Origin of the sequence: Bacillus cereus G9842 (assembly GCF_000021305.1) — a bacterium.
GTDB classification, from domain to species: domain Bacteria; phylum Bacillota; class Bacilli; order Bacillales; family Bacillaceae_G; genus Bacillus_A; species Bacillus_A thuringiensis_S.
Map to the genome: position 1 here is coordinate 1,837,761 of NC_011772.1, position 21,463 is coordinate 1,859,223.

Genomic DNA, 21,463 nt, shown 5'->3' on the forward strand with positions numbered 1-21,463 from the left:
GTTCCTTTGATACCTAAAATTTTAATAGTAGACGACGATCCACACATTAGGGAACTCGTTTCTGTATTTTTAGAACGAGAAGGTTTTCAAACATATGAGGCAATTGATGGAGTAGATGCACTTCGGAAAATGGATGACGTAAAAGTCGATATGGTTATTCTTGATATCATGATGCCAAATATGGATGGATTTGATGTATGTTTTGAATTAAGAAAATACTATGATATCCCGGTTCTGATGCTAACTGCCAAAGGGGAAACATCACAAAAAGTAAAAGGATTTCACCTTGGGACAGATGATTATCTTGTAAAGCCATTTGACCCTATAGAACTAGTAGTGAGAGTAAAGGCATTATTGAAACGTTACCAAATTACAGTTTCACAATCGATTCAAGTTGGAAATGTATTATTAAATCGTAAAACATTCGAAGTTACATCTGGAGAACAAACGGTTACGTTACCGTTAAAAGAATTTGAGCTGCTCTTTACTTTAGGGTCTAAATCGGGAAGAACTTGTTCGAGAGAGCAATTAATTGAAGAAATATGGGGATATGATTTTGAAGGGAATGAACGTACACTAGACGTTCATATTAATCGGTTACGTGAGAAGTTTCAAGAAGAGCAGTCGAAATTTAGTATTAAAACGATAAGAGGATTAGGGTATCGCTTAGAGGTAAGTAAATGAGAAAAAGAAAACGAATGAGTAAGTTGAAGATGCTGAAAGTATTTGGAGCGGTATTAGCGCTCTTTTCTTTTCTTACTATCATTTGGTCTATCGCATTTTATGTAGCAACTAGTTTATTGAATGCTTTTGACGTAAACGTATCGCCGTTTGTTGCCTTTCTAATTAGTGATATGGTCGGTTTTGTATTTATTATTCTTATTTGGACATTAATTGGAATATTAATGAGGCCAAAACGAGAGGCAATGATTTGGACTATTATTGAACCGATACAAAAAATTGCAAAAGGAGACTTCTCCGTAAAAATACGAAATGAAGAAAAGTATGATGGAGAAATTGGCGTGCTCGTAAAAAGTATAAATGATATGACAGATGAACTGAATACGATGGAGAAAATGAGACAAGAATTTGTATCAAATGTTTCTCATGAAATACAGTCACCATTAACTTCTATAAAAGGATTTGCTAGAGCACTACAAGACGATAATCTTTCTGAGGAAAAAAGAAAGCATTATCTTACCATTATTGAAACTGAAACAACGAGATTATCTAAACTAAGTCAAAATTTACTAAAGCTAACTCTTTTAGAATCCGAAGAGTATACACCAGAAAGAGTGAGCTATAGATTAGATCAACAGTTAAAGCAAATTGTGTTAAATAGTGAACCACTCTGGGCTGAAAAAGAAATTGAATTAGATCTTGATTTAGAGAAAGTCCATGTAACTGCAGACCAAGAAAGTATGAGTCAAGTGTGGATTAATTTAATTCATAATAGCATTAAATTTACTCCAAGCGGTGGTACAATTACTATTCAGTTAAAGGAACATGAGACAGTAGTGGAAGTGCGTATCTGTGATTCAGGAATTGGTATATCAGAAGAACAGAAACAACATATTTTTGAGCGTTTTTATAAAGCGGATTCTTCACGAAATCGTGCCTATGGAGGAAGTGGCTTAGGTTTAGCTATTGTAAAGAAAGTACTCGACCTTCATCAAGGAGAGATAAAAGTGGAGAGTGAGGAAGGAAAAGGTACTGAATTTATTGTGCGTATTCCTAATTATAAAGAAAAATAGTGTAGTGATAAAGAACCATTTTTTATTTCATACGCAGACACTCTTTTATGAGGAGGGTGTCTTTATTTTGCATGAATAATGATAAATACGTGCAATGAATGCATAGTAATTTTCTATAGTTACCTACAAGTAACCTACGCACATGAAAGTGCATCATTGCCTTTTTACATAAACATAGATACAATTTTAATATAATACATAACTGAGATGATTAAGGAGTGTTATACTTGGCAGAATTATTACAAGGCAAAAATGCTTTAATTACAGGAGCAGGTAGAGGGATTGGTCGCGCTGTCGCAATTGCATTAGCGAAAGAAGGCGTAAATGTAGGCCTATTAGCTCGTTCAGAAGAAAACTTAAAAGCTGTAGCGAAAGAAGTAGAAGCAGAAGGCGTAAAAGCTGTTATTGCAACTGCTGATGTTTCTTCATACGAAGAAGTGACTACTGCGATTGAAACGTTAAAAAATGGTTTAGGATCTATCGATATTTTAATTAATAACGCTGGTATTTCTAAGTTTGGTAAGTTTTTAGAACTAGACGTTGCTGATTGGGAAAAAATCATTCAAGTAAACTTAATGGGTGTATACTATGCAACTCGTGCTGCTTTACCGAGCATGATTGAACAACAATCTGGTGATATCATTAACATTTCATCTACAGCAGGACAAAAAGGTGCACCTGTAACAAGTGCATATAGTGCTTCTAAATTTGGTGTTCTTGGTTTAACTGAATCGTTAGCGATGGAAGTTCGTAAGCATAACATTCGTGTAACAGCTTTAACACCAAGTACAGTAGCAACTGATATGGCTGTAGATTTAGGATTAACTGATGGAAACCCTGATAAAGTAATGCAAGCAGAAGATATTGCAGAATTTATCGTAGCGCAGCTAAAATTAAATAAACGTACATTTATTAAATCTGCTGGGCTTTGGTCTACTAATCCATAGGAATTAAATTTAACTTTAAAAGAAGGGATATCTATTCTGTAAGGGGGAGATGTCCCTTCTTTATTTTTTGTATTAGAGACAGAATTTTCAGTATAATTAAAAGTGAATGGTAGAAAGCGTTGGGAAATTGAAAGGGATGGTATTTACATGAGTACAATTGAGAAATGGACGGCTGTTGATCAATATATGAGTGATGTATTAATACCGAAAGATTCTACATTAGAAAGGGTCCTTCAAGCGAATGCTGCAGCTAATTTACCGGCACATGATGTATCGCCAACGCAAGGGAAGTTTTTACAACTATTAGTACAAATTCAAGGAGCTCGAAACATTTTGGAAATTGGTACTCTAGGCGGATATAGCACGATATGGATTGCAAGGGGCTTACCATCTGGAGGCCAAGTTGTTACATTGGAAGCAAATGAAAAACATGCAGAAATTGCACGTAGCAATATTGAACGTGCTAATTTGAATGATAAAATTGAAATACGAACAGGATTAGCGTTAGATTCTTTACAACAAATAGAAAATGAGAAGTATGAACCTTTTGATTTTATCCCGCATTAACGGGCAGTAAGACTCCCACCTCAAAGGTCGGCTGGAGCAAAGAAGTTAGGTGGGAGATCAACTGCCCGTAAACGCCCGATTGGTTCAACTAATAATCAGTGGGGATGTCCCCCCACTGATTAAAGTTTCACTTTATTTTCATAGATGCTGATAAACAAAATAATCCGACTTATTTTTGAATGGGCACTGAAACTATCACGCCCTGGTACCGTAATTATTGGAGATAATGTAGTACGTGAAGGAGAAGTTATTAATGATACTAGTAACTATCCTCGTGTACAAGGGATACGTCGTTTCTATGAATTAATAGCTGCAGAGCCACGTGTTAGCTACAGCGCTTCAAACTGTCGGAAGTAAGGGATACGATGGGTTTGTAATGGCAATCGTAAAAGAATGATGTAAGGAGACAGATGGAATGAAAAAGATGTTTGAAAAATTATAACATGTATCGTGTATAACGAGATTAGCTCGTGGCCCTCCAGTATAGCACTATATTATATATTAAAAAATTGGAGGTTGTGAGTAGATGAGAACTGAAAAAGAAATGTTAGACGTAATTATAAATACAGCAATAGAGGATGAAAGAATTCGAGCAGTTATCATGAATGGATTGCGTGTAAATCCAAATGTGAAAAGAGATTGTTTTCAAGACTATGATATTATGTATGTTGTAAATGATATACAATCTTTTACGTCTAATCATAATTGGGTTCATAGATTTGGAGAAATAATGATAGTACAAATGCCAGAAGAAATGTCGTTAGTTCAACCAGATGAAGATGGAAAGTTTCCGTATTTAATGCAGTTCATGGATGGGAATCGGATTGATTTAACGCTAGTTCCAGTTGAGTTAATAAAAAAGTTCGTTGGACAAGATAGTTTAAGTAAACTGCTTCTTGATAAAGATAATTGTCTGGAAGAATTCCCACCAGCAAGTGATAAAGATTACTTAGTAAAAAAGCCTACAGAAAAAGAGTTTTTAGATTGTTGTAATGAATTTTGGTGGTGTAGTACGAATATCGCAAAAGGGTTATGGCGAGAGGAACTTTCTTATGCAAAAGGAATGCTTGAAGGACCAGTGCGAGATATGTTCATCGTAATGCTAGAATGGTATATTGGTATGAAAACAGACTTTACAGTTAATACAGGGAAGTTTGGAAAGCATTTCGAGCAATATATTGAAGAAGATATGTGGGAGCAATTTAAAAGGACATTTTCTAATGCAGAATATGAAAATATATGGGAGTCATTCTTTGTTATGGGTGATTTATTTAGAGAAGTGGCGAACGAAATTGCTAACACATATGAATATCAATATCCGCAAGATGATGATAAAGTGACGAACTATTTAAAACATGTGAAAGCTTTGCCAAAAGATAGTACATCAATTTATTAATAATATAAAGCAGTAAGACTGTCCTAATTAAGGACAGTCTTATTTTTGTTTATGAATAACAATTTCTCTAACAAAGTGCAGATGAATCACATATGAAAATTTAGGGAGGTTTTTTATCATGTATTATTTTTATTCGCCAGAAATGTTTGCTCCATATCAATGGGGACTAGAACGAGATGTTTCGTATGCTTATATGCCATATAACTCACTTTATTATGGAGAATATATAAGCGCATTGCCATACGCATATATCCCTCAAAGCTATGAAGTACAAATGAAAGTAGATGATCGTGGATCGTGGACACCATTTTCATGGGTTGAAAAATATGCGTACGCATTTTCAGGACCGTATAATAAAGCGGAAGTAGCTCTTACATTTGATGATGGACCAGATTCAGAATTCACGCCAAAAATATTAGATAAGTTAAAACAACATAATGTAAAAGCTACTTTTTTCTTACTTGGTGAAAACGCAGAAAAATTTCCGAACGTAGTTAAGCGTATTGCAAATGAAGGGCATGTAATTGGTAATCATACGTATAGTCATCCAAATTTAGCGAAAGTAAATGAGGATGAGTACCGTAATCAAATTATAAAAACAGAAGAAATATTAAATCGTTTAGCTGGTTATGCACCAAAGTTTATACGTCCGCCATACGGTGAAATACTTGAAAATCAATTGAAGTGGGCGACAGAGCAAAATTTTATGATTGTACAGTGGAGTGTTGATACAGTTGATTGGAAAGGTGTAAGCGCTGATACGATTACAAATAATGTATTAGGGAATTCATTTCCAGGAAGTGTCATCCTTCAGCATTCAACACCGGGTGGGCATCTACAAGGATCTGTAGATGCACTAGACAAAATCATTCCGCAGTTAAAAACGAAAGGGGCACGTTTTGTAACACTTCCGAGTATGTTCCAGACATCAAAAGAAAGAAATTGAATGCGTTATAAATTGGAAAAAAAGGGGTCGTGTCGTATAATGAGGGTGTAAGTTAGGGGGGGTATAATTGATCTATGCATTAGTAAACGTAGGAATAAGCATATTGATCGGTGTTATATTTATACTTGCTGCAATTATCCTTCAAAAAAATCCACCAACGGATATTAACGCAGCATATGGTTATCGTACGAAACGATCCATGAAAAATAAGGAATTATGGGATGCGGGTAATAGGTATAGTGCAGAAGTGATGAAGCAAAACGGATTCATCATGATGTTAATTGGAAGTATTATTAGTATACTGTTTAGATATCCACATACAACAGCAGTGATTATGGCGGTCATGGTATTGTTAATCATTCACTTATTTAGGCGAGTAGAGAAGAGATTAAAGACAATTGAACAATGATGATAAGGAAAATAGGACTCTCAGTCAACGATAGATAGGAGTCCTATTATATTTACAAACTATTATTTTTTAGTAGTTCTTTTCCTTGTTCAACAACAAATTCATAGTATGCAAGATCATACGGATAAATATCTTCAAATGTTATCGTAATCGGTTTATTTTTTAGGACTGAAATCGTCGTTAAAGATGAAATCTCTCCTTTTAATAGTTGTAGAAAAGGAGTTGTATGTACTTTCATCACATCGTCTACTTCTTCACCTGGTGCGAATGGAAGTGGATTGTTGACATTGTGAAAATACATATGACAAAATTCACGATCAGTAAGATTTGAAATTTCATAATCTATTTTAAAGATGCCTTTGTATATTAAATCAGTAGTTTGAAAGGAAAGCCCCAATTCTTCTTCGATTTCACGAAGGCCACCAATTTGTACATCTTCATCATGCATAATATGTCCAGCTGAAGTAATATCCCATATACATGGAGCTTCTTTTTTATTTTTAGAGCGTAATTGGAAATATAAGAACATATCTTCATTATCTTTTTCTACAAACCAACAATGAAATGTTTCGTGCCAATCACCGTCACGATGCACTTCGTCACGTAATTTCTTCCCAAGTGTATTTCTTTCAGGATCAAATATTGTTAACCACTCTGTCATTTTAATTCTCCTTTCCTCAAATTTTATTATACAATATTTGTATTGAATTTTGGGAAAATAAAGAAAAAGGAGTGGTTATAAGTGGAGATAGAGCGTATGGAAATAAAATCGATTATTTCAACAGAGGAAGAGTTACGGAAAATATTGGGGCAACCAAGTGAGCGAGCATTGAAAAAAGTTATTTCATCATTAGACCACCATTGCATAGATTTTCTTTCTAAATCTCCTTTTCTAGTATTATCTACTGCAAATAAGTTGGGGGAGTGTGACGCCTCGCCGAGAGGAGACGCACCTGGATTTGTTTACATATTAAATAATAGTAAAATTATTATTCCGGAAAGACCAGGAAACCGCCGTATAGACTCCATTTTGAATATTATTTCCAATCCAAGTATAGGATTAATCTTTTTTATTCCAGGTCTTGGGGAGACACTCAGAATAAATGGCCGAGCGTATATTACAAACGACGAAGAAGTTTTGAAAGAAATGCAGGCGAATGGACGTAATCCATTGCTTGGAATTGTTGTTGAAATAGAAGAGTGTTATATTCATTGTGCAAAAGCTTTTATTCGTTCTAAGATGTGGGATCCAGAATCTTGGTTAAATAAAAAAGAGTTACCTTCAGCAGCAAAAATGTTACTGGAGCATGCGAAAGTGAATACTTCAGAAGAAGATGTTGCACGTTCTTTAGAAGAAAGTTATACAAAAAGATTGTATTAAAAATTTTATTGATATAGTTTTGTGGAGCGGATATGTACGGGTTTTAGAATGGGGAATTTATATACGAACCGTTGATTTACAAACTGGAGAAATAACAAAATAGATAAATTGAGTGGCGGTTGCATAATGCTATTGTAAAATATAATAAAAAAAGTTCTTGAAAATAGTTAGTAAAAATAGGCTTGCTTTTTAAAAAGTTGATAACTATAATAAGTTAACAAATAGACATGAACGAAAAAGTAACGATAAGGACAAGAAATCATTTTTACGGTTTACAGAGAGGGAAGCCAAGGGTGTGAGCTTCCTAACACGAGAAATGATTTTACCACCTTTGAACTTCAATAGTGAACGAGTAATCTAGTAATTATTGACGGTATCAGCCGTTATCTGAACTTGAGCAATCTAGAAGGAGATATGTCTAGATTGGAACAAGGGTGGAACCACGAAAACACATTCGTCCCTTTCCTAGGGATGAGTGTGTTTTTTTACGACCTTAGAGATTGAAAATTTAAAATAATTAAAAAATAGTATTGATTTTGTTTTTTATGCGAGTATAATGAGTTAACAAATAAACATGAACGAAAAAGTAACGATAAGGACAAGAAATCATTTTTACGGTTTACAGAGAGGGAAGCCAAGGGTGTGAGCTTCCTAACACGAGAAATGATTTTACCACCTTTGAACTTCAATAGTGAACGAGTAATCTAGTAATTATTGACGGTATCAGCCGTTATCTGAACTTGAGCAATCTAGAAGGAGATACGTCTAGATTGGAACAAGGGTGGAACCACGAAAACACATTCGTCCCTTTCCTAGGGATGAGTGTGTTTTTTTATTACTTTGAAAGGAGGTGCTTGTAACATGAAACAATTTGTACGTACGGAAATAACCACCACCTGCATGGCCAAAGAGCAGAATAAGGTGATTTATAGGTGTAACAATTAAACTTTTAGGAGGAGATTAGAAGATGAATAACGTTATAAATGTTGGGGTATTAGGTTTAGGTACGGTCGGAAGTGGTGTTGTTCATATTTTGAAAGAACATTATAAAAAAATCGCTCTTGATACAGGATACGAAGTGAAAGTGAAAACAGTCGTTGTACGTGATTTGGAAAAAGAACGCGATGTTTGTATTGACGGAATTGCAGTCACAAGTCATGCAGATGAAGTTCTAAATGATTCAAATATTGATATTGTAGTAGAGGTAATGGGCGGAATTGAAGAAGCAAAACAGCATATTGTTAAGGCTTTAGAAAATAAAAAACATGTCGTAACAGCAAATAAAGATTTAATGGCTGTATATGGTGCAGAGCTTCTTCAACTGGCAAATGATAATGATTGTGATTTATGTTATGAAGCGAGCGTAGCAGGCGGTATTCCAGTGTTAAGAGGACTAACTGACGGGCTAGCATCAGATCAAATTGAAAAAATAATGGGAATTGTAAATGGTACAACAAATTATATGTTAACAAAAATGAGTCAAAATGGGTGGTCTTATGAAGAGGCTTTACAGGAAGCGCAAAAATTAGGTTTTGCAGAATCGGATCCGACAGCAGATGTAGATGGACTAGATGCGGCGAGAAAGGTAGCAATTCTTGCAAACTTAGGTTTTTCGATGAATGTTTCATTAGGTGATGTGCAAGTAAGAGGGATTCGAAAGGTCGAAAAAGAAGATTTACAAATGGCTGAAAAGTTAGGATTTACTATGAAGTTAATTGGGAAAGCAGAAAAACAAGGATCAGCCATTCATTTAAGTGTAGAACCGACACTTTTACCAAGTCGTCATCCATTATCGAATGTAAATAATGAATTTAATGCAGTATATGTTCACGGTCAAGCGGTAGGAGAAGTAATGTTTTACGGACCTGGAGCTGGAAAGTTGCCAACTGGTTCTGCTGTAGTAAGTGATATTATTTCCATCGTTAAAAATATGAATCAAGTGCCGAAAAATAAAAGTGCGTTAAAAGAACCAGTTCCTTATGAATTACAAGGTGATGAAGAAGTAGTTTCGAAATATTTCTTGCGTATTTCATTACGAGATGAGCCTGGGATGTTGCAAAAAGTAACAGAATGTTTCGTTAATTATTCTGTAAGTTTAAAAGAAGTTATTCAATTACCTTTAAACCGTGAACTGGCAGAAGTTGTTGTTGTGACACATCGAACTTCCAAGTATCAATTCGAACGAGTTTTAGGAGCGATAGAAGCTGTCGCAAGTGAAATAAACAGTTACTACATTATTGAGGAGGAAAAACAATATGTATAAAGGACTATTAAAACAGTATGCTTCTTATTTACCGGTGAATGAAAAAACACCTGATGTGAGCTTAATGGAAGGAAACACACCTCTTATTCCGTTATTAAATATATCAAAGCAATTAGGGGTTCAGCTATATGGTAAGTACGAAGGAGCGAATCCGACAGGTTCTTTTAAAGATCGTGGTATGGTGATGGCAGTTGCTAAGGCGAAAGAAGAAGGTTCAGAAGCAATCATTTGTGCATCAACAGGTAATACATCAGCATCAGCTGCAGCATATGCGGCACGTCTTGGGATGAAATGTATAATCGTCATACCTGAAGGAAAGATTGCACATGGGAAATTAGCGCAAGCGGTCGCTTATGGAGCTGAAATTATTTCAATAGAAGGGAATTTCGATGATGCACTTAAGGCTGTAAGAAATATTGCTGCAGAAGAGCCGATTACGTTAGTAAACTCAGTAAATCCTTATCGAATTGAGGGGCAAAAAACGGCAGCATTTGAAATTTGTGACCAATTGCAAAATGCACCAGATGTTCTAGCTATCCCTGTTGGGAACGCAGGAAATATTACAGCATATTGGAAAGGTTTCTGTGAATATGAGAAAGAAAAAGGTTATAAGAAGCCAAGAATTCATGGCTTTGAAGCGGAAGGAGCAGCTGCAATTGTAAAAGGGCATGTAATTGAAGAGCCTGAAACAATTGCAACAGCAATTCGCATTGGTAACCCAGCAAGTTGGTCGTATGCAGTAGAGGCTGCCGAGCAGTCTTGTGGTGAAATAGATATGGTATCAGATGAAGAAATTTTATATGCGTATAGGTTATTAGCAAAAACTGAAGGAGTTTTCGCTGAACCAGGATCAAATGCTTCATTAGCCGGCGTAATTAAACATGTTCAATCTGGAAAAATCAAAGAGGGAGAAACAGTTGTTGCAGTATTAACTGGAAATGGTTTGAAGGATCCTGATATCGCTATTTCTTCAAATCAACTAGACATCGCAAGTTTGTCAAATAATATAGAACAAATTAAAGATCATATTAAAGGGGTGATTATGTCGTGATACCATTAAGCGTTCGTGTCCCTGCTAGTACGGCGAATGTTGGTCCTGGATTTGATTCAGTTGGAATAGCTTTGTCATTGTATTTAGATGTGGTGGTTAAAGAAAAAGCTGATAAGTGGCAAGTAATCCATTCCTTTGAAGAATCAATTCCGACAGACGATAAAAATTTAATCGTTAGCACGGCATGTAAAGTATGTCCTTCTATATCACCCCATATAATAGAAGTTACTAGCAATATCCCATTAACGAGAGGGCTAGGAAGTAGTGCATCAGCGATTGTAGCTGGGATAGAGGTTGCGAATCAACTAGGTGATTTGAACTTAACTGCTGATCAAAAAGTTCAAATTGCTACAAATTTTGAAGGACATCCTGATAATGTTGCTGCTTCTATATTAGGTGGAACTGTAATCGGAGCACTTGATGGAAAGGATATTTCCGTCGTAAGAATTGAGAGCAAGGAATTAGGGGTAATTTCTCTTATTCCGAATGAAGAATTAAATACAGATGAAAGTCGATCTGTATTACCAAAGATGTTTCCGTTTCATGAGGCAGTTAAAGCTAGTGCGATAAGTAACGTATTAGTAGCTGCATTATGTCAAAAGCGGTGGGAAGTTGTAGGTGAAATGATGGAGAGAGACCATTTTCACGAGCCATATCGTTTAGAACTCGTACCGTTATTACCATCTATTCGTAAATGCGCAAAAGAATTTGGTGCGTACGGCACAGCACTTAGCGGTGCGGGACCATCTATTTTTATATTAACGCCATATGAGAAACGTCAAGAAATCGCTGAGCAATTAGCGAGAGTATTTACAGATATGAAAGTATGTGAGCTTGAAATCGACCATAAAGGTATTATTGTAAATAAGGAAGAGCATATTGGATTATAAAGAAAGCTGGCATGGCTAGCTTTCTTTACGTTGCAAACCTATTTTAAATTGGGTTTTTTCGGAAAAAAATATAAAACAAATGTTGATTTTGAATAATGTAAGTAAAGAGTGCATTCATTTTGGAGGTGATTAAATGAATAAAGAGTCACCAGAAGAAAAAAGAGAGCGTATGAGACAAAGTGAATTAAAAAGTAATCCTACGGGTTCTTTACATGACGGACTCAATAGAGCGGAAGCAGGTAGTCTAGTTGATATAGCCGGCGGTATGAATTGGAAAGGTACAGGGATAATCATTTTAGTACTACTTTTAGGATACATTGTATACACTTATTTTTTCAGTTAAAGAATGCTTGTTAAAATTTTGATTTGTTTAGTTTCATAATTGTTGAGAAAAAATGCAGTTACTGTATTACATATCTTCTAAGCGAATTATAGTTGTTCATATCAACTTTTAATACTCCAAATAGAGCTAGCAAAATGCTAGCTCTATTATTTTTTGCCACATTTCTGTAACAAACCACCTGTATATTCATTGGTGGAGGTGCAGAGGATGAAAAAAATGATAGCGATATGTCTTCTAACAACTATGCCATTTTCGACTTTAGTCGGTTGTGACGTAAAAGGTAGTAATGCTGTACAAGAGTCTAAAATAAAGAAAGCGACGTATAAAGATTTTACTTATGATGTAAATCCAGAAACATTCACAGTAACTGTAGAACATGACGGTGTAAAGGAACAGGCATCACAACCCCTACCGAAAATGAAGGTATCGAATGTAAAAAAAGAAAAGGATCGTACATCGTGGGAATATCCAGATCAAAAAGTAAAAATAAAATTAGAAAAGAAAAAAGACCACTTAAACATTGAAGTGGAATCGACTGGTGCAGAAAGTTTTACATGGCCGAAAGTAGGAGCTGAAAATTATACACTTCCGTTATGGGAGGGTAAGCAAATTCCGAGCAATGATGAGAATTGGAAGAAGTTTTTAAAGGATGATGCATATTCATTTGCTGAATCATTTTCTATGAAGTTTTTCGCATTAAATGGTTCGAAATATTCAATTGTATATATTGCAAACAATATGTTTAATAATGAATTGAAATTTCATTCGGATCCGAAAATAGGATTTGATTTTACACATGAATTTCCGAGCATAAATAAAAATAAAACATATGGATTTCAATTATATGTGACAAATAATGATGCGGTAAGCATTGCTAAACTGTATAAGGATGATATTGTTCGAAAAGGTGAATTTAAAACATTACAAGAAAAGGCTAGAAAAAATAAAGAAATCGAAAAGTTATATGGAGCGGCGCATTTTTATTTTTGGAATCAAAATGGTTTATCAGAAAATAATATAAATTGGCCAAAACTAAGGGAGCAAATAAATAGCCCGCTGTTTAGTCATATAAAAGAACTTATTCAAAAGAATAGTTCAGAGCCTGGGGAACTGAATGTATTAGATCAAGTAAGTAAACAAGATTTCATTGATAAGTATCAAAAAAATGTTATTTTACGTTATATAAACGAAGTATTATCCATGAAGGAATTTTATAAAGAGGATATTTTTCAAAACGTTGACCAGGAAGCTAGTGTGCTATTAAAGAAAGGTGTAGGTCACTTAACGAATACAGAATTGTATAGCTTAAATAAGCATTTATTAAAGTCGCTACTTGGCGATGCGGTTGAAGAGGTAAGTAAATGGGGTAATGCAGATGGAACGGACATACTAAAGGAAATGACAGAGGCCGGAATAGAAAAAGCGTGGATTGGTCTGCCGAACTGGGAACAAGGATTTATGCAACCGAATTTCGTGGCAAAAGCGAAGGAAATGGGGTATTTAGTTGGTCCGTATGATTCATATCATTCCATTCACGAAAAAAGTGATAAAAATTGGAACACAGCATCCTTTAATGACCCATCATTATACGAAGAGGCTACTGTAACGAAGAAAAACGGAGAAAAGGTGCAAGGCTTTTTAGGCAGAGGTCGCAAGTTAAACCCGACTTTATCGCTGCCTAGTGTAAAGGAACGCATGAATGATATATTACAAAATGGTCCTAAATATAATTCATGGTTTATTGATTGTGATGCGACAGGTGAAATTTACGATGACTATTCAGCGAAACATATAACGACACAAGAGCAAGATTTAAAAGCACGTTTAAAACGAATGGACTACATTGCACAAGAAAAGGGTATGGTCGTTGGTTCTGAAGGTGGAAATGATTTTGCTAGTAGTACGATTGCATTTGCACACGGAATTGAAACACCTGTTATTAAATGGGACGATGAAGATATGCGGAAAAATAAAACAAGTCCGTATTATGTCGGTGGATATTGGTCACCAAATCAAAATGTTCCCGAAAAATATGCAAAACAAGTACCATTGAAAGAAGAATATAAACAAGTATATTTAAATCCAGTATATTCGGTACCATTATATAAATTAGTATACAATGATTCCGTTATTACAACGCATCATTGGGAATGGGGAAGTTTAAAGGTAAAAGATGAAGTTGGAAATCGAATGCTGTCTGAATTATTGTATAATGTTCCTCCGTTGTACCATTTAGATGAAGTAGAGTGGAATAAACATAAAAAAGAAATTACAGAGCATCTAAAAGTTTGGAATGAAGTTCATGAAAAAGCAGTAAAAGAAGAGATGACGAATTTTGCGTATTTGTCAGAAGATAAGCTAGTACAATCTGTTTCTTATGGAAAAGATATTAAAATCATTGTGAACTTCTCAAATGAAGACATGGAAGTAGAAAAAACGAAAATAAAAGCAAAGTCGGCTTTTATTGATAATCAGGGGAAGAAAAGCATGTATACGCCGTTTGAGAAATAATAACGTGAAATATACTGTATTCATAGAGGTTTTATTATTAGCTGGACTCTTTATTCATATCGTTTATCTGGAAAAAGATATCCTAATTTAAAATGAAAGAGTTAATGAATTTATAAATTTGCATGTTGCGAAGTGCTAAATTTTTGAAATTGGTAAATAGTGACTTGCCAAAAATAAGTACGAGAGTATAATGTGAAATGGAATACATATTGGGTTTAAGTAGTAACCTTACAAAATTGTAAGGTTAATGAAAGGAAATTCAATATGAAGATAAATAGACTTACATTATACTTGGTAAAGAGAAAGAGAGGCGAATGGGTATGAGCTCTGAATTAGAACAAAATACGAGAAGTAATAAAAAGCGTTCTAAAAGAAAGTCAATAAAATGGTTCATATTAATTCCATTCTTCCTACTTATTTTTGGAGGAGTAGGATATGGTTCGTTTATATATAATAAAGCAAAAGCAGTTGTAAATGATGCATATGCAAAAATTGAAAAGTCATCAAAGCGTGATAAAGAAGTTGAACCTTTAAAGGATAATATTTCAATATTAATCATGGGTGTAGATGGAAGTGAAATGAGAAAAAGCCAATATGGCGAAGCAGTTCGAACAGATGCACTTTTATTAGCAACAATTAATAAAGATGATAAGTCTGTTAAGCTAGTAAGTATTCCACGTGATTCACGTGTTTATATTCCAACTAGAAAAAAATTAGATAAAATTACTCATGCTCACGTATTTGGTGGCGTAGAAAGCACACGCGATACAGTGGAAAGATTTTTAAATGTCCCTGTTGATTATTATGTGAAGTTTAACTTTGAATCATTCGTACAAATTGTCGATTCAATTGGTGGTATTGATATTGATGTACCAGTTACTTTCACTGAACAAGATAGTAAAGACCAAGCTGGTATGATCCATTTAGAAAAAGGTTACCAACATTTAAATGGAGAACAAGCACTTGCACTTGCAAGAACGCGTAAAATTGATAGTGACGCAATGCGTGGACAGAGACAGCAACTTGTAATAGAAGCAATTGCCAAAAAAGCGATGTCTGTTCAATCAATTAGCAAAATGGGCTCTTTACTAGATGCGGTTGATAAAAACATGAAAACGAACTTAACATTTGACGATATGCTTGCCATTACAAAAAATATGGCAGGAACTAATTTGGAAATGGAAAAAATGCAAATAGAAGGTACAGATAAACGTATCGGTGGTATTTATTATTACATTCCAAATGAAAAAAATATAAAAGATATTTCAAAAAAATTAAATGATCATTTAGGTGTAACGCCAAAATCAGTTCGAAACGAATAATAAAAAAAGATTGGCTTTTGCCAATCTTTTTTTTGAAGTGGATTAGCAACTTTTTAATAACGTTTTTTTGTTCTAGAAAAATTATACTAAAATCATTTTAATTTATATAAACAAAAGGTGTAATTATACGATATACTAGAGGGGACTATTTGGAAATTAGCTCCTAAAGTTGAAGGAAAGGAAATTCAATTTATCACTATTTATAGAACAATTGAATTGGTGGAAATTGAAACAGGTTAAAGAAAGACTGTTCAAAATGCAATTACATATTCATACACATTGAAGCGATTAAGGTGAAAGATGAAGAGATAGTAATTGCGAAAGATCATTTATCATATATTGACCAGCTATTTTGCCAGATTAATAATTATGTAATAGGTGAAAATATGGTTTAGCTATCGTCAAAAAATGGTGGATCTTCATGGAGATACGTTGAGTCTTATAAGCACATGGAACAATACTTTTGATAAAACTCCCAGTATAATACAAAAAAATCTGTTTACATGGTGAAATAAAAATAAATAGATGTATAATTATATTGGGCGATTTATATATAAGATTAATAGGGAGAGGAATTCGATAGAATGGAAAAAGCTTTAAAAATTAAACAAATAGTAGTCGTTTTAATAGCGATTGCCGCAGTAGCTATTGGGTATTACATGTTCCAATCAATTACTTCACCAGCAAAAGCTGTTGCGAAACAAGAAAATGTAGTGCAGCTTGCAAGTGAACAGCCGAAAGTTGAAATGAATAAAACGGCACCAAGTCGTTTTAATGGAAAAGAAAGAAAAGTTGCTTATCTTACATTTGACGATGGGCCAGGGAAATATACGGCTGAATTATTAAATACGCTAAAACAACATGATGCGAAGGCGACGTTCTTTTTAATTGGAGCGAATGTCAAAGAATTTCCTGATTTAGTGAAACGTGAAAATGCTGAGGGTCATTATGTAGGCATGCATAGTATGACACATAATTTCGCAAAGTTATATAAAAATGGCGAGTATGTAAATGAGATGAAAGAAGATCAAGGTTTAATCGCTAATATTATTGGGAAATCACCTAAATTAACACGTCCTCCATATGGTTCGATGCCTGGATTGAATGAAGGTCTTCGAAATAAAGTGGTAGAAAGCGGATTTAAAGTATGGGATTGGACAATTGATTCATCAGATTGGAAATACAATAAAATGCCAATTGATGCAGCTGCAGCACAAATTGCTCAAAATGTATTAACAAACGCAACAAAACCACAAGAAGTAATTTTAATGCATGATATTCACCCGCAATCAGTTGCTGCTGTGCCAGCAATTTTAAAGGGGCTAAAAGAAAAGGGTTATGAGTTTGAAGCTTATCATGAAGAGAATCACTTCCCAGTGAACCTCTGGCATGATAACCGTATGTAATGGAGGAATGAACGTTGAAGTATGGAAAAGTAGCAGTAGTAGGAGTATTATCAGTAGGACTTTTAACAGGTTGTTTCGGTGAAAAGCCAGAAGAAAATCTATATACAGCTTTTGAAACAGCAGCAACACAAGAAAAATCTTTAGTGGATGAAGCAAAAAAATTAGAGCAGTTAGAGAAACAAGGGCAAGAATTATATGCTCAAATTTTGCAAGAAGGTAAAGATCATAATGAAGCAGTTGTAAAGAAAATAGAGCAAGCTACTGCAAATGTAGATGATCGTGAAAAAGTATTGAAAAGTGAAAAAGAAATGTTAGAAAAAGCACAGAAGGAAACAAAATCTGTTCAAAGTAATATAGAGAAGATTGAAGATAAGAAGTTACAAAAACAAGCAAAAGCAGTAGAAGAGTCGTATAAAAACCGTTATGATGCATTCAAAAAGATGAATGAAAATTACACGAAAGTGTTAGCGACTGAAAAAGAACTGTATGAAAAATTAAAAGTAAAAGAAACGAAATTAAAAGAAATCGGTGAAAAAGTTAAAACTGTTAATGAATTAAATGTGGAAGCACAAAAGTCGAAAGAGCAGTTTAACAAATTTACAAAAGAGTATAATGACAGTAAATTAGCATTCTACAAAGATGCAGAAATTAAGATTAAAGATCAGAAATAAAGAAGAATCTAAAGTGTAATAAAAAGCCGGAGAAACATCGTTATAAATGTTTTTTCGGTTTTTTACGTTAAATGAATAGAAAAGACTGGAATTGATATCATAAAAGAGTTATAGTGAGTTATTCTAAGGGAAACATTGTAAAGTAAGGAGAATGGAAATATGTCATATGAATTTTTACTCAAATTAGGTTTAGCACTCTTTTTAGGATTATTCATCGGGATAGATAGGCAGCTAAAGAATAAACCACTTGGTGTGAAAACAAGTATGGTTATTTCTGTAGCAAGTTGTTTAATTACGATGGTTTCAATTGAATCTGTGCATGTATATTCTGTTCCAGGACATACAAATATGGATCCGATGCGACTGGCCGCTCAAATTGTTAGTGGAATTGGTTTTCTTGGCGCAGGTGTCATTTTACGAAGAAGTAATGATGTTATTTCTGGATTAACAACAGCTTCTATGGTGTGGGCTGCTTCAGCTTTAGGGATCGCAATTGGTGCGGGATTTTATTTACAAGCGACAGTTGCTATGGTTTTAATTATTTTAGCGATTAATGTACTTCCGCAACTTGTGAAAATTGCAGGACCGTATTCATTAAGACAAAAGGATTTATCTATAAAAATTACTGTTAAAGAGCATCATGAGTTAGATGGTATATTTAAGCAAATTAAAAATTTAGGCATGCATGTGAAACGCGTGAAAATTAAAGATATAGATAGTGGAGCATTTCAGCAATTGGAAATGGTTATTTTAGCTCCAGAAGATTTATATACAACAGAGTTATATAGTTCCCTGAAAGAGATTGATCGAGTAGTTTCAGTTGAAGTGGAAAGTAGATAATTGTGATAAAAAAGAGTGAAGTGAATTCACTCTTTTTTATTTGGATTTTTAAGGAAATAAATTGATATAATGATGAATAACAAGGGGGAGAAATGATGGAAATACATATTAGAAGAGCTATAAAAGATGATATACGAGGTATAGCAAAGGTGCATGTTGATAGCTGGAAAACAACGTATAAAGGTATATTTGCTGACGAATTTTTAGAAAATATAACATATGAGCAACGAGAAAAACAATGGGAAAACATTTTTCAACAAGAAGATACATGCCAATATAGATTTGTAGCAGAGACGTTAAATGGAACGATAGTCGGATTTATTGATGGGGGAGTTGAAAGAAGCGGTGCATATAATTGTGATGGGGAATTATATGCAATCTATCTTTTACAACAGTATCAAGGATTGAAAATAGGCCAAAAGTTATTTCAAGCGTTACTATCAGAATGTGTAAAGAATGATATGCAATCTCTTTTAGTTTGGGTCGTTACGAATAATCCTTCTAAAAAGTTTTATGAAAAATTCAACCCTGAAAAAATTGATACGAAATTTTTAGAGAGAGTAAAGGTAGAAGAAACAGCGTATTGTTGGAGAGATTTGAATTTGTTACAAAAACAAACAGCTATATAGATTGATGCATATAATAGTATTATGTAAACATATCATAGGGAAAGGTATACCTCATTTGGTGTACCTTTTTATTAATCCATCAAAAAATGGATTAATAAAAGTAGGTAATTAGTTTGAAAACAAGAATTTTTCTAGTGTACTTTTAACTAGATTAAAGAAAAGAAAGAAAAAAAGAAAAATTTTATTTGATAAAAAAATTCTGAAATATACTCTTGAATTGAATATCATTATCAATTAGAATCATAATTGATAACGACATTCAATTATCGTTTATTATATAAAATTTCGATAGCTTTAATATAAAGAGGAGGACCAACATGCAGCATGCGAAACAAATCGCAGAACATGCAACATTACAAAGCTTTTTAAACTGTTATTTAAGAGAAACAGGGAGTGGAGAATGGATTACAGAGGATGAAAGAATGAAGAGTATCTTCAGTAATACGTTGAATAGAGATACAGTCCCCACATATTTATGTTGTCGGCTATCGGCACAGAACGTTACTTTGTATGGAGAAGTTATATATAAATCATCAACAGATCGCCATTTGTTTGGAGAAAAATTTTATTATCAAATTGGAGATAGTAATTCTGTTATTAAAGCAGATTACGTTACAGTTATTACATTTTTAATAAAAGAGATGTCTATCAACTACGGAGAAGGAACGAATCCTGCGGAACTTATGCTTCGAGTCATTCGTAGTTGTCAAAATATTGAGGAATTTATAAAAGAGAGAATAGAAGATACATCCGCATTATACGGTTTCCATACAACTTTTATAGAAGCGGAGCAGTCTTTATTATTTGGGCATTTAACTCATCCTACACCAAAGAGTAGACAGGGGATATTGGATTGGAAAAGTGAAATGTATTCTCCAGAATTAAAAGGAGAATGTCAGCTTCATTATTTTCGGGCACATAAAAGTATAGTAAATGAAAAATCATTATTATCAGCTTCTACAACAACGATTATAAAAGAAGAATTAAGTAATGATGAGATGGTTAGTAAGGAATTTATAGCGAAGTACTGTAAGGAAGATCAATATGCATTAATTCCAATTCATCCGCTTCAGGCAGAATGGCTCTTGCATCAAGCTTACGTACAGGATTGGATAGTTCAAGAATTGCTTGAGTATATTGGACCTGTAGGTAAGTATTTTATGGCAACATCATCACTAAGGACGCTGTATCATCCCGATTCGAAGTATATGCTTAAGTTTTCATTTCCGGTGAAAGTAACGAATTCAATGCGTATTAATAAACTGAAAGAACTTGAGAGTGGTCTTGAAGGGAAGGAAATGTTAAATACGGCTATTGGTGAAGTACGAGAAAGATTTCCAGGCTTTGATTTTATTTGTGATCCAGCTTATATTACATTAAATTATGGAACACAAGAATCTGGATTTGAAGTGATTATTCGCGAGAACCCTTTTTATAGTGAACATGCAAACGACGCAACATTAATTGCTGGGCTAGTTCAAGATGCTATACCTGGGGAGCGTACGCGGTTATCGAATATTATTCATCGCCTAGCAGATTTAGAAAGTAAAAGCTGTGAAGAAGTAAGCTTAGAGTGGTTTAGAAGATATATGAATATTTCTTTAAAGCCAATGGTATGGATGTATTTACAGTATGGTGTTGCATTAGAAGCTCATCAGCAAAATAGCGTTGTTCAGCTAAAAGATGGTTATCCGGTCAAATATTATTTCCGTGATAATCAAGGATTTTATTTCTGTAATTCAATGAAAGAGATGCTTAATAATGAATTAGCTGGTATTGGAGAACGTACTGGAAATTTATATGACGACTATATTGTGGATGAGAGATTTCGTTACTACTTAATTTTCAATCATATGTTTGGCCTCATTAATGGTTTTGGCACAGCAGGATTAATTAAGGAGGAAATTCTTCTCTCGGAATTAAGGTCTGTACTTGAATCATTCCTTCCGTATAACCGGGAACCTTCAACATTTTTAAGAGAATTATTGGACGAAGATAAGTTAGCGTGTAAAGCAAATTTACTAACGAGATTTTTCGATGTCGATGAGTTAAGTAATCCATTAGAGCAAGCAATTTATGTGCAAGTACATAATCCGCTCGTTAGAGAAGTGGCTGTTCGTTCATAAATAGCGTTAAA

General features: G+C 34.1%; 19 protein-coding genes, 2 pseudogenes and 2 other annotated features. Of the genes and pseudogenes, 20 read left to right on the top strand and 1 reads right to left on the bottom strand.

Annotated elements, in window-relative coordinates; all coding sequences use genetic code 11:
- The first annotated feature begins 6 nt into the window (after positions 1-6).
- The 8 genes and pseudogenes from hitR (at position 7) to BCG9842_RS09275 (ending at position 6,019) form a co-directional block, all read left to right on the top strand.
- Positions 7-684: an envelope stress response regulator transcription factor HitR gene (gene hitR, locus BCG9842_RS09240; protein ID WP_000612415.1), complete on the top strand. Its 678-nt coding sequence runs from the start codon at positions 7-9 to the stop codon at positions 682-684.
- The gene (gene hitS, locus BCG9842_RS09245) at positions 681-1,754 is read left to right on the top strand and encodes an envelope stress sensor histidine kinase HitS (RefSeq protein ID WP_001231625.1); all 1,074 of its coding nucleotides are present in this window, start codon (positions 681-683) and stop codon (positions 1,752-1,754) included. The genes hitR and hitS overlap by 4 nt, the downstream gene beginning before the upstream one ends.
- Before the next feature lie 227 nt (positions 1,755-1,981).
- Complete coding sequence (locus BCG9842_RS09250) at positions 1,982-2,701, top strand: 3-ketoacyl-ACP reductase (protein ID WP_000818985.1); 720 nt, start codon at positions 1,982-1,984, stop codon at positions 2,699-2,701.
- Between the two features lie 147 nt (positions 2,702-2,848).
- A pseudogene (locus BCG9842_RS09255) lies at positions 2,849-3,250 on the top strand (O-methyltransferase); the annotation flags it as partial.
- A 149-nt stretch (positions 3,251-3,399) separates the two neighbouring features.
- Positions 3,400-3,665 (top strand): annotated as a pseudogene (locus BCG9842_RS09260) (O-methyltransferase); the annotation flags it as partial.
- A 129-nt stretch (positions 3,666-3,794) separates the two neighbouring features.
- Entirely contained in the window at positions 3,795-4,664 is an 870-nt protein-coding gene (locus tag BCG9842_RS09265) for an aminoglycoside 6-adenylyltransferase (protein WP_001258545.1), read from the top strand.
- A 118-nt stretch (positions 4,665-4,782) separates the two neighbouring features.
- On the top strand, positions 4,783-5,610 hold the full coding sequence (locus BCG9842_RS09270) for a peptidoglycan-N-acetylglucosamine deacetylase (protein WP_000291206.1): 828 nt from the start codon (positions 4,783-4,785) through the stop codon (positions 5,608-5,610).
- Positions 5,611-5,680: 70 nt separating this feature from the next.
- Positions 5,681-6,019: an SdpI family protein gene (locus BCG9842_RS09275; RefSeq protein ID WP_025989011.1), complete on the top strand. Its 339-nt coding sequence runs from the start codon at positions 5,681-5,683 to the stop codon at positions 6,017-6,019.
- A 52-nt stretch (positions 6,020-6,071) separates the two neighbouring features.
- Here the strand turns inward: BCG9842_RS09275 and BCG9842_RS09280 are convergent, their stop codons facing one another.
- Positions 6,072-6,680: an NUDIX hydrolase gene (locus BCG9842_RS09280; RefSeq protein ID WP_000141353.1), complete on the bottom strand. Its 609-nt coding sequence runs from the start codon at positions 6,678-6,680 to the stop codon at positions 6,072-6,074.
- An 81-nt stretch (positions 6,681-6,761) separates the two neighbouring features.
- Here BCG9842_RS09280 and BCG9842_RS09285 point away from each other — a divergent pair, with 81 nt between their 5' ends.
- The 12 genes from BCG9842_RS09285 to BCG9842_RS09340 all read left to right on the top strand — a co-directional run bounded on the left by BCG9842_RS09285 (position 6,762) and on the right by BCG9842_RS09340 (position 21,452).
- Positions 6,762-7,400 carry a pyridoxamine 5'-phosphate oxidase family protein gene (locus BCG9842_RS09285; RefSeq protein ID WP_000402140.1) on the top strand — a complete coding sequence of 213 codons (639 nt, stop codon included), beginning with the start codon at positions 6,762-6,764 and terminating at the stop codon, positions 7,398-7,400.
- A gap of 233 nt (positions 7,401-7,633) precedes the next feature.
- Positions 7,634-7,865, top strand: a binding site (T-box leader).
- Between the two features lie 115 nt (positions 7,866-7,980).
- Positions 7,981-8,212 (top strand) — a binding site (T-box leader).
- 155 nt (positions 8,213-8,367) lie between these two features.
- Positions 8,368-9,663, top strand: coding sequence for a homoserine dehydrogenase (locus BCG9842_RS09290; RefSeq protein WP_001066896.1), 1,296 nt, complete (start codon positions 8,368-8,370; stop codon positions 9,661-9,663).
- Positions 9,656-10,714 carry a threonine synthase gene (gene thrC / locus BCG9842_RS09295; RefSeq protein ID WP_000276426.1) on the top strand — a complete coding sequence of 353 codons (1,059 nt, stop codon included), beginning with the start codon at positions 9,656-9,658 and terminating at the stop codon, positions 10,712-10,714. Before BCG9842_RS09290 ends, thrC begins: the two co-directional genes overlap by 8 nt.
- The gene (gene thrB, locus BCG9842_RS09300; RefSeq protein WP_000612685.1) at positions 10,711-11,604 is read left to right on the top strand and encodes a homoserine kinase; all 894 of its coding nucleotides are present in this window, start codon (positions 10,711-10,713) and stop codon (positions 11,602-11,604) included. The genes thrC and thrB overlap by 4 nt, the downstream gene beginning before the upstream one ends.
- A gap of 133 nt (positions 11,605-11,737) precedes the next feature.
- The gene (locus BCG9842_RS09305) at positions 11,738-11,947 is read left to right on the top strand and encodes a DUF6366 family protein (RefSeq protein WP_001031477.1); all 210 of its coding nucleotides are present in this window, start codon (positions 11,738-11,740) and stop codon (positions 11,945-11,947) included.
- Between the two features lie 207 nt (positions 11,948-12,154).
- Positions 12,155-14,458, top strand: a complete 2,304-nt coding sequence (locus tag BCG9842_RS09310) for a glycoside hydrolase (RefSeq protein ID WP_000738098.1) — start codon at positions 12,155-12,157, stop codon at positions 14,456-14,458.
- A gap of 320 nt (positions 14,459-14,778) precedes the next feature.
- Positions 14,779-15,780 carry an LCP family protein gene (locus tag BCG9842_RS09315; RefSeq protein ID WP_002083270.1) on the top strand — a complete coding sequence of 334 codons (1,002 nt, stop codon included), beginning with the start codon at positions 14,779-14,781 and terminating at the stop codon, positions 15,778-15,780.
- Between the two features lie 584 nt (positions 15,781-16,364).
- Positions 16,365-17,186, top strand: coding sequence for a peptidoglycan-N-acetylglucosamine deacetylase (locus BCG9842_RS09320; protein ID WP_000409486.1), 822 nt, complete (start codon positions 16,365-16,367; stop codon positions 17,184-17,186).
- 14 nt (positions 17,187-17,200) lie between these two features.
- Entirely contained in the window at positions 17,201-17,857 is a 657-nt protein-coding gene (locus BCG9842_RS09325) for a YkyA family protein (protein ID WP_000873575.1), read from the top strand.
- A 159-nt stretch (positions 17,858-18,016) separates the two neighbouring features.
- Positions 18,017-18,697: an MgtC/SapB family protein gene (locus tag BCG9842_RS09330; RefSeq protein WP_000119510.1), complete on the top strand. Its 681-nt coding sequence runs from the start codon at positions 18,017-18,019 to the stop codon at positions 18,695-18,697.
- Between the two features lie 95 nt (positions 18,698-18,792).
- Entirely contained in the window at positions 18,793-19,326 is a 534-nt protein-coding gene (locus BCG9842_RS09335) for a GNAT family N-acetyltransferase (RefSeq protein ID WP_000402427.1), read from the top strand.
- A gap of 317 nt (positions 19,327-19,643) precedes the next feature.
- Positions 19,644-21,452, top strand: a complete 1,809-nt coding sequence (locus BCG9842_RS09340) for an IucA/IucC family protein (protein WP_001163341.1) — start codon at positions 19,644-19,646, stop codon at positions 21,450-21,452.
- Positions 21,453-21,463 lie beyond the last annotated feature (11 nt).

Bases quoted from the DNA above. Each gene is read 5' to 3' on its own strand.
- hitS (WP_001231625.1), top strand. From the start codon at position 681: ATGAGAAAAAGAAAACGAATGAGTAAGTTGAAGATGCTGAAAGTATTT.
- BCG9842_RS09265 (WP_001258545.1), top strand. From the start codon at position 3,795: ATGAGAACTGAAAAAGAAATGTTAGACGTAATTATAAATACAGCAATA.
- BCG9842_RS09270 (WP_000291206.1), top strand. From the start codon at position 4,783: ATGTATTATTTTTATTCGCCAGAAATGTTTGCTCCATATCAATGGGGA.
- BCG9842_RS09280 (WP_000141353.1), bottom strand. From the start codon at position 6,680: ATGACAGAGTGGTTAACAATATTTGATCCTGAAAGAAATACACTTGGG.
- BCG9842_RS09290 (WP_001066896.1), top strand. From the start codon at position 8,368: ATGAATAACGTTATAAATGTTGGGGTATTAGGTTTAGGTACGGTCGGA.
- thrC (WP_000276426.1), top strand. From the start codon at position 9,656: ATGTATAAAGGACTATTAAAACAGTATGCTTCTTATTTACCGGTGAAT.
- BCG9842_RS09305 (WP_001031477.1), top strand. From the start codon at position 11,738: ATGAATAAAGAGTCACCAGAAGAAAAAAGAGAGCGTATGAGACAAAGT.
- BCG9842_RS09310 (WP_000738098.1), top strand. From the start codon at position 12,155: ATGAAAAAAATGATAGCGATATGTCTTCTAACAACTATGCCATTTTCG.
- BCG9842_RS09315 (WP_002083270.1), top strand. From the start codon at position 14,779: ATGAGCTCTGAATTAGAACAAAATACGAGAAGTAATAAAAAGCGTTCT.
- BCG9842_RS09320 (WP_000409486.1), top strand. From the start codon at position 16,365: ATGGAAAAAGCTTTAAAAATTAAACAAATAGTAGTCGTTTTAATAGCG.
- BCG9842_RS09330 (WP_000119510.1), top strand. From the start codon at position 18,017: ATGTCATATGAATTTTTACTCAAATTAGGTTTAGCACTCTTTTTAGGA.
- BCG9842_RS09335 (WP_000402427.1), top strand. From the start codon at position 18,793: ATGGAAATACATATTAGAAGAGCTATAAAAGATGATATACGAGGTATA.
- BCG9842_RS09340 (WP_001163341.1), top strand. From the start codon at position 19,644: ATGCAGCATGCGAAACAAATCGCAGAACATGCAACATTACAAAGCTTT.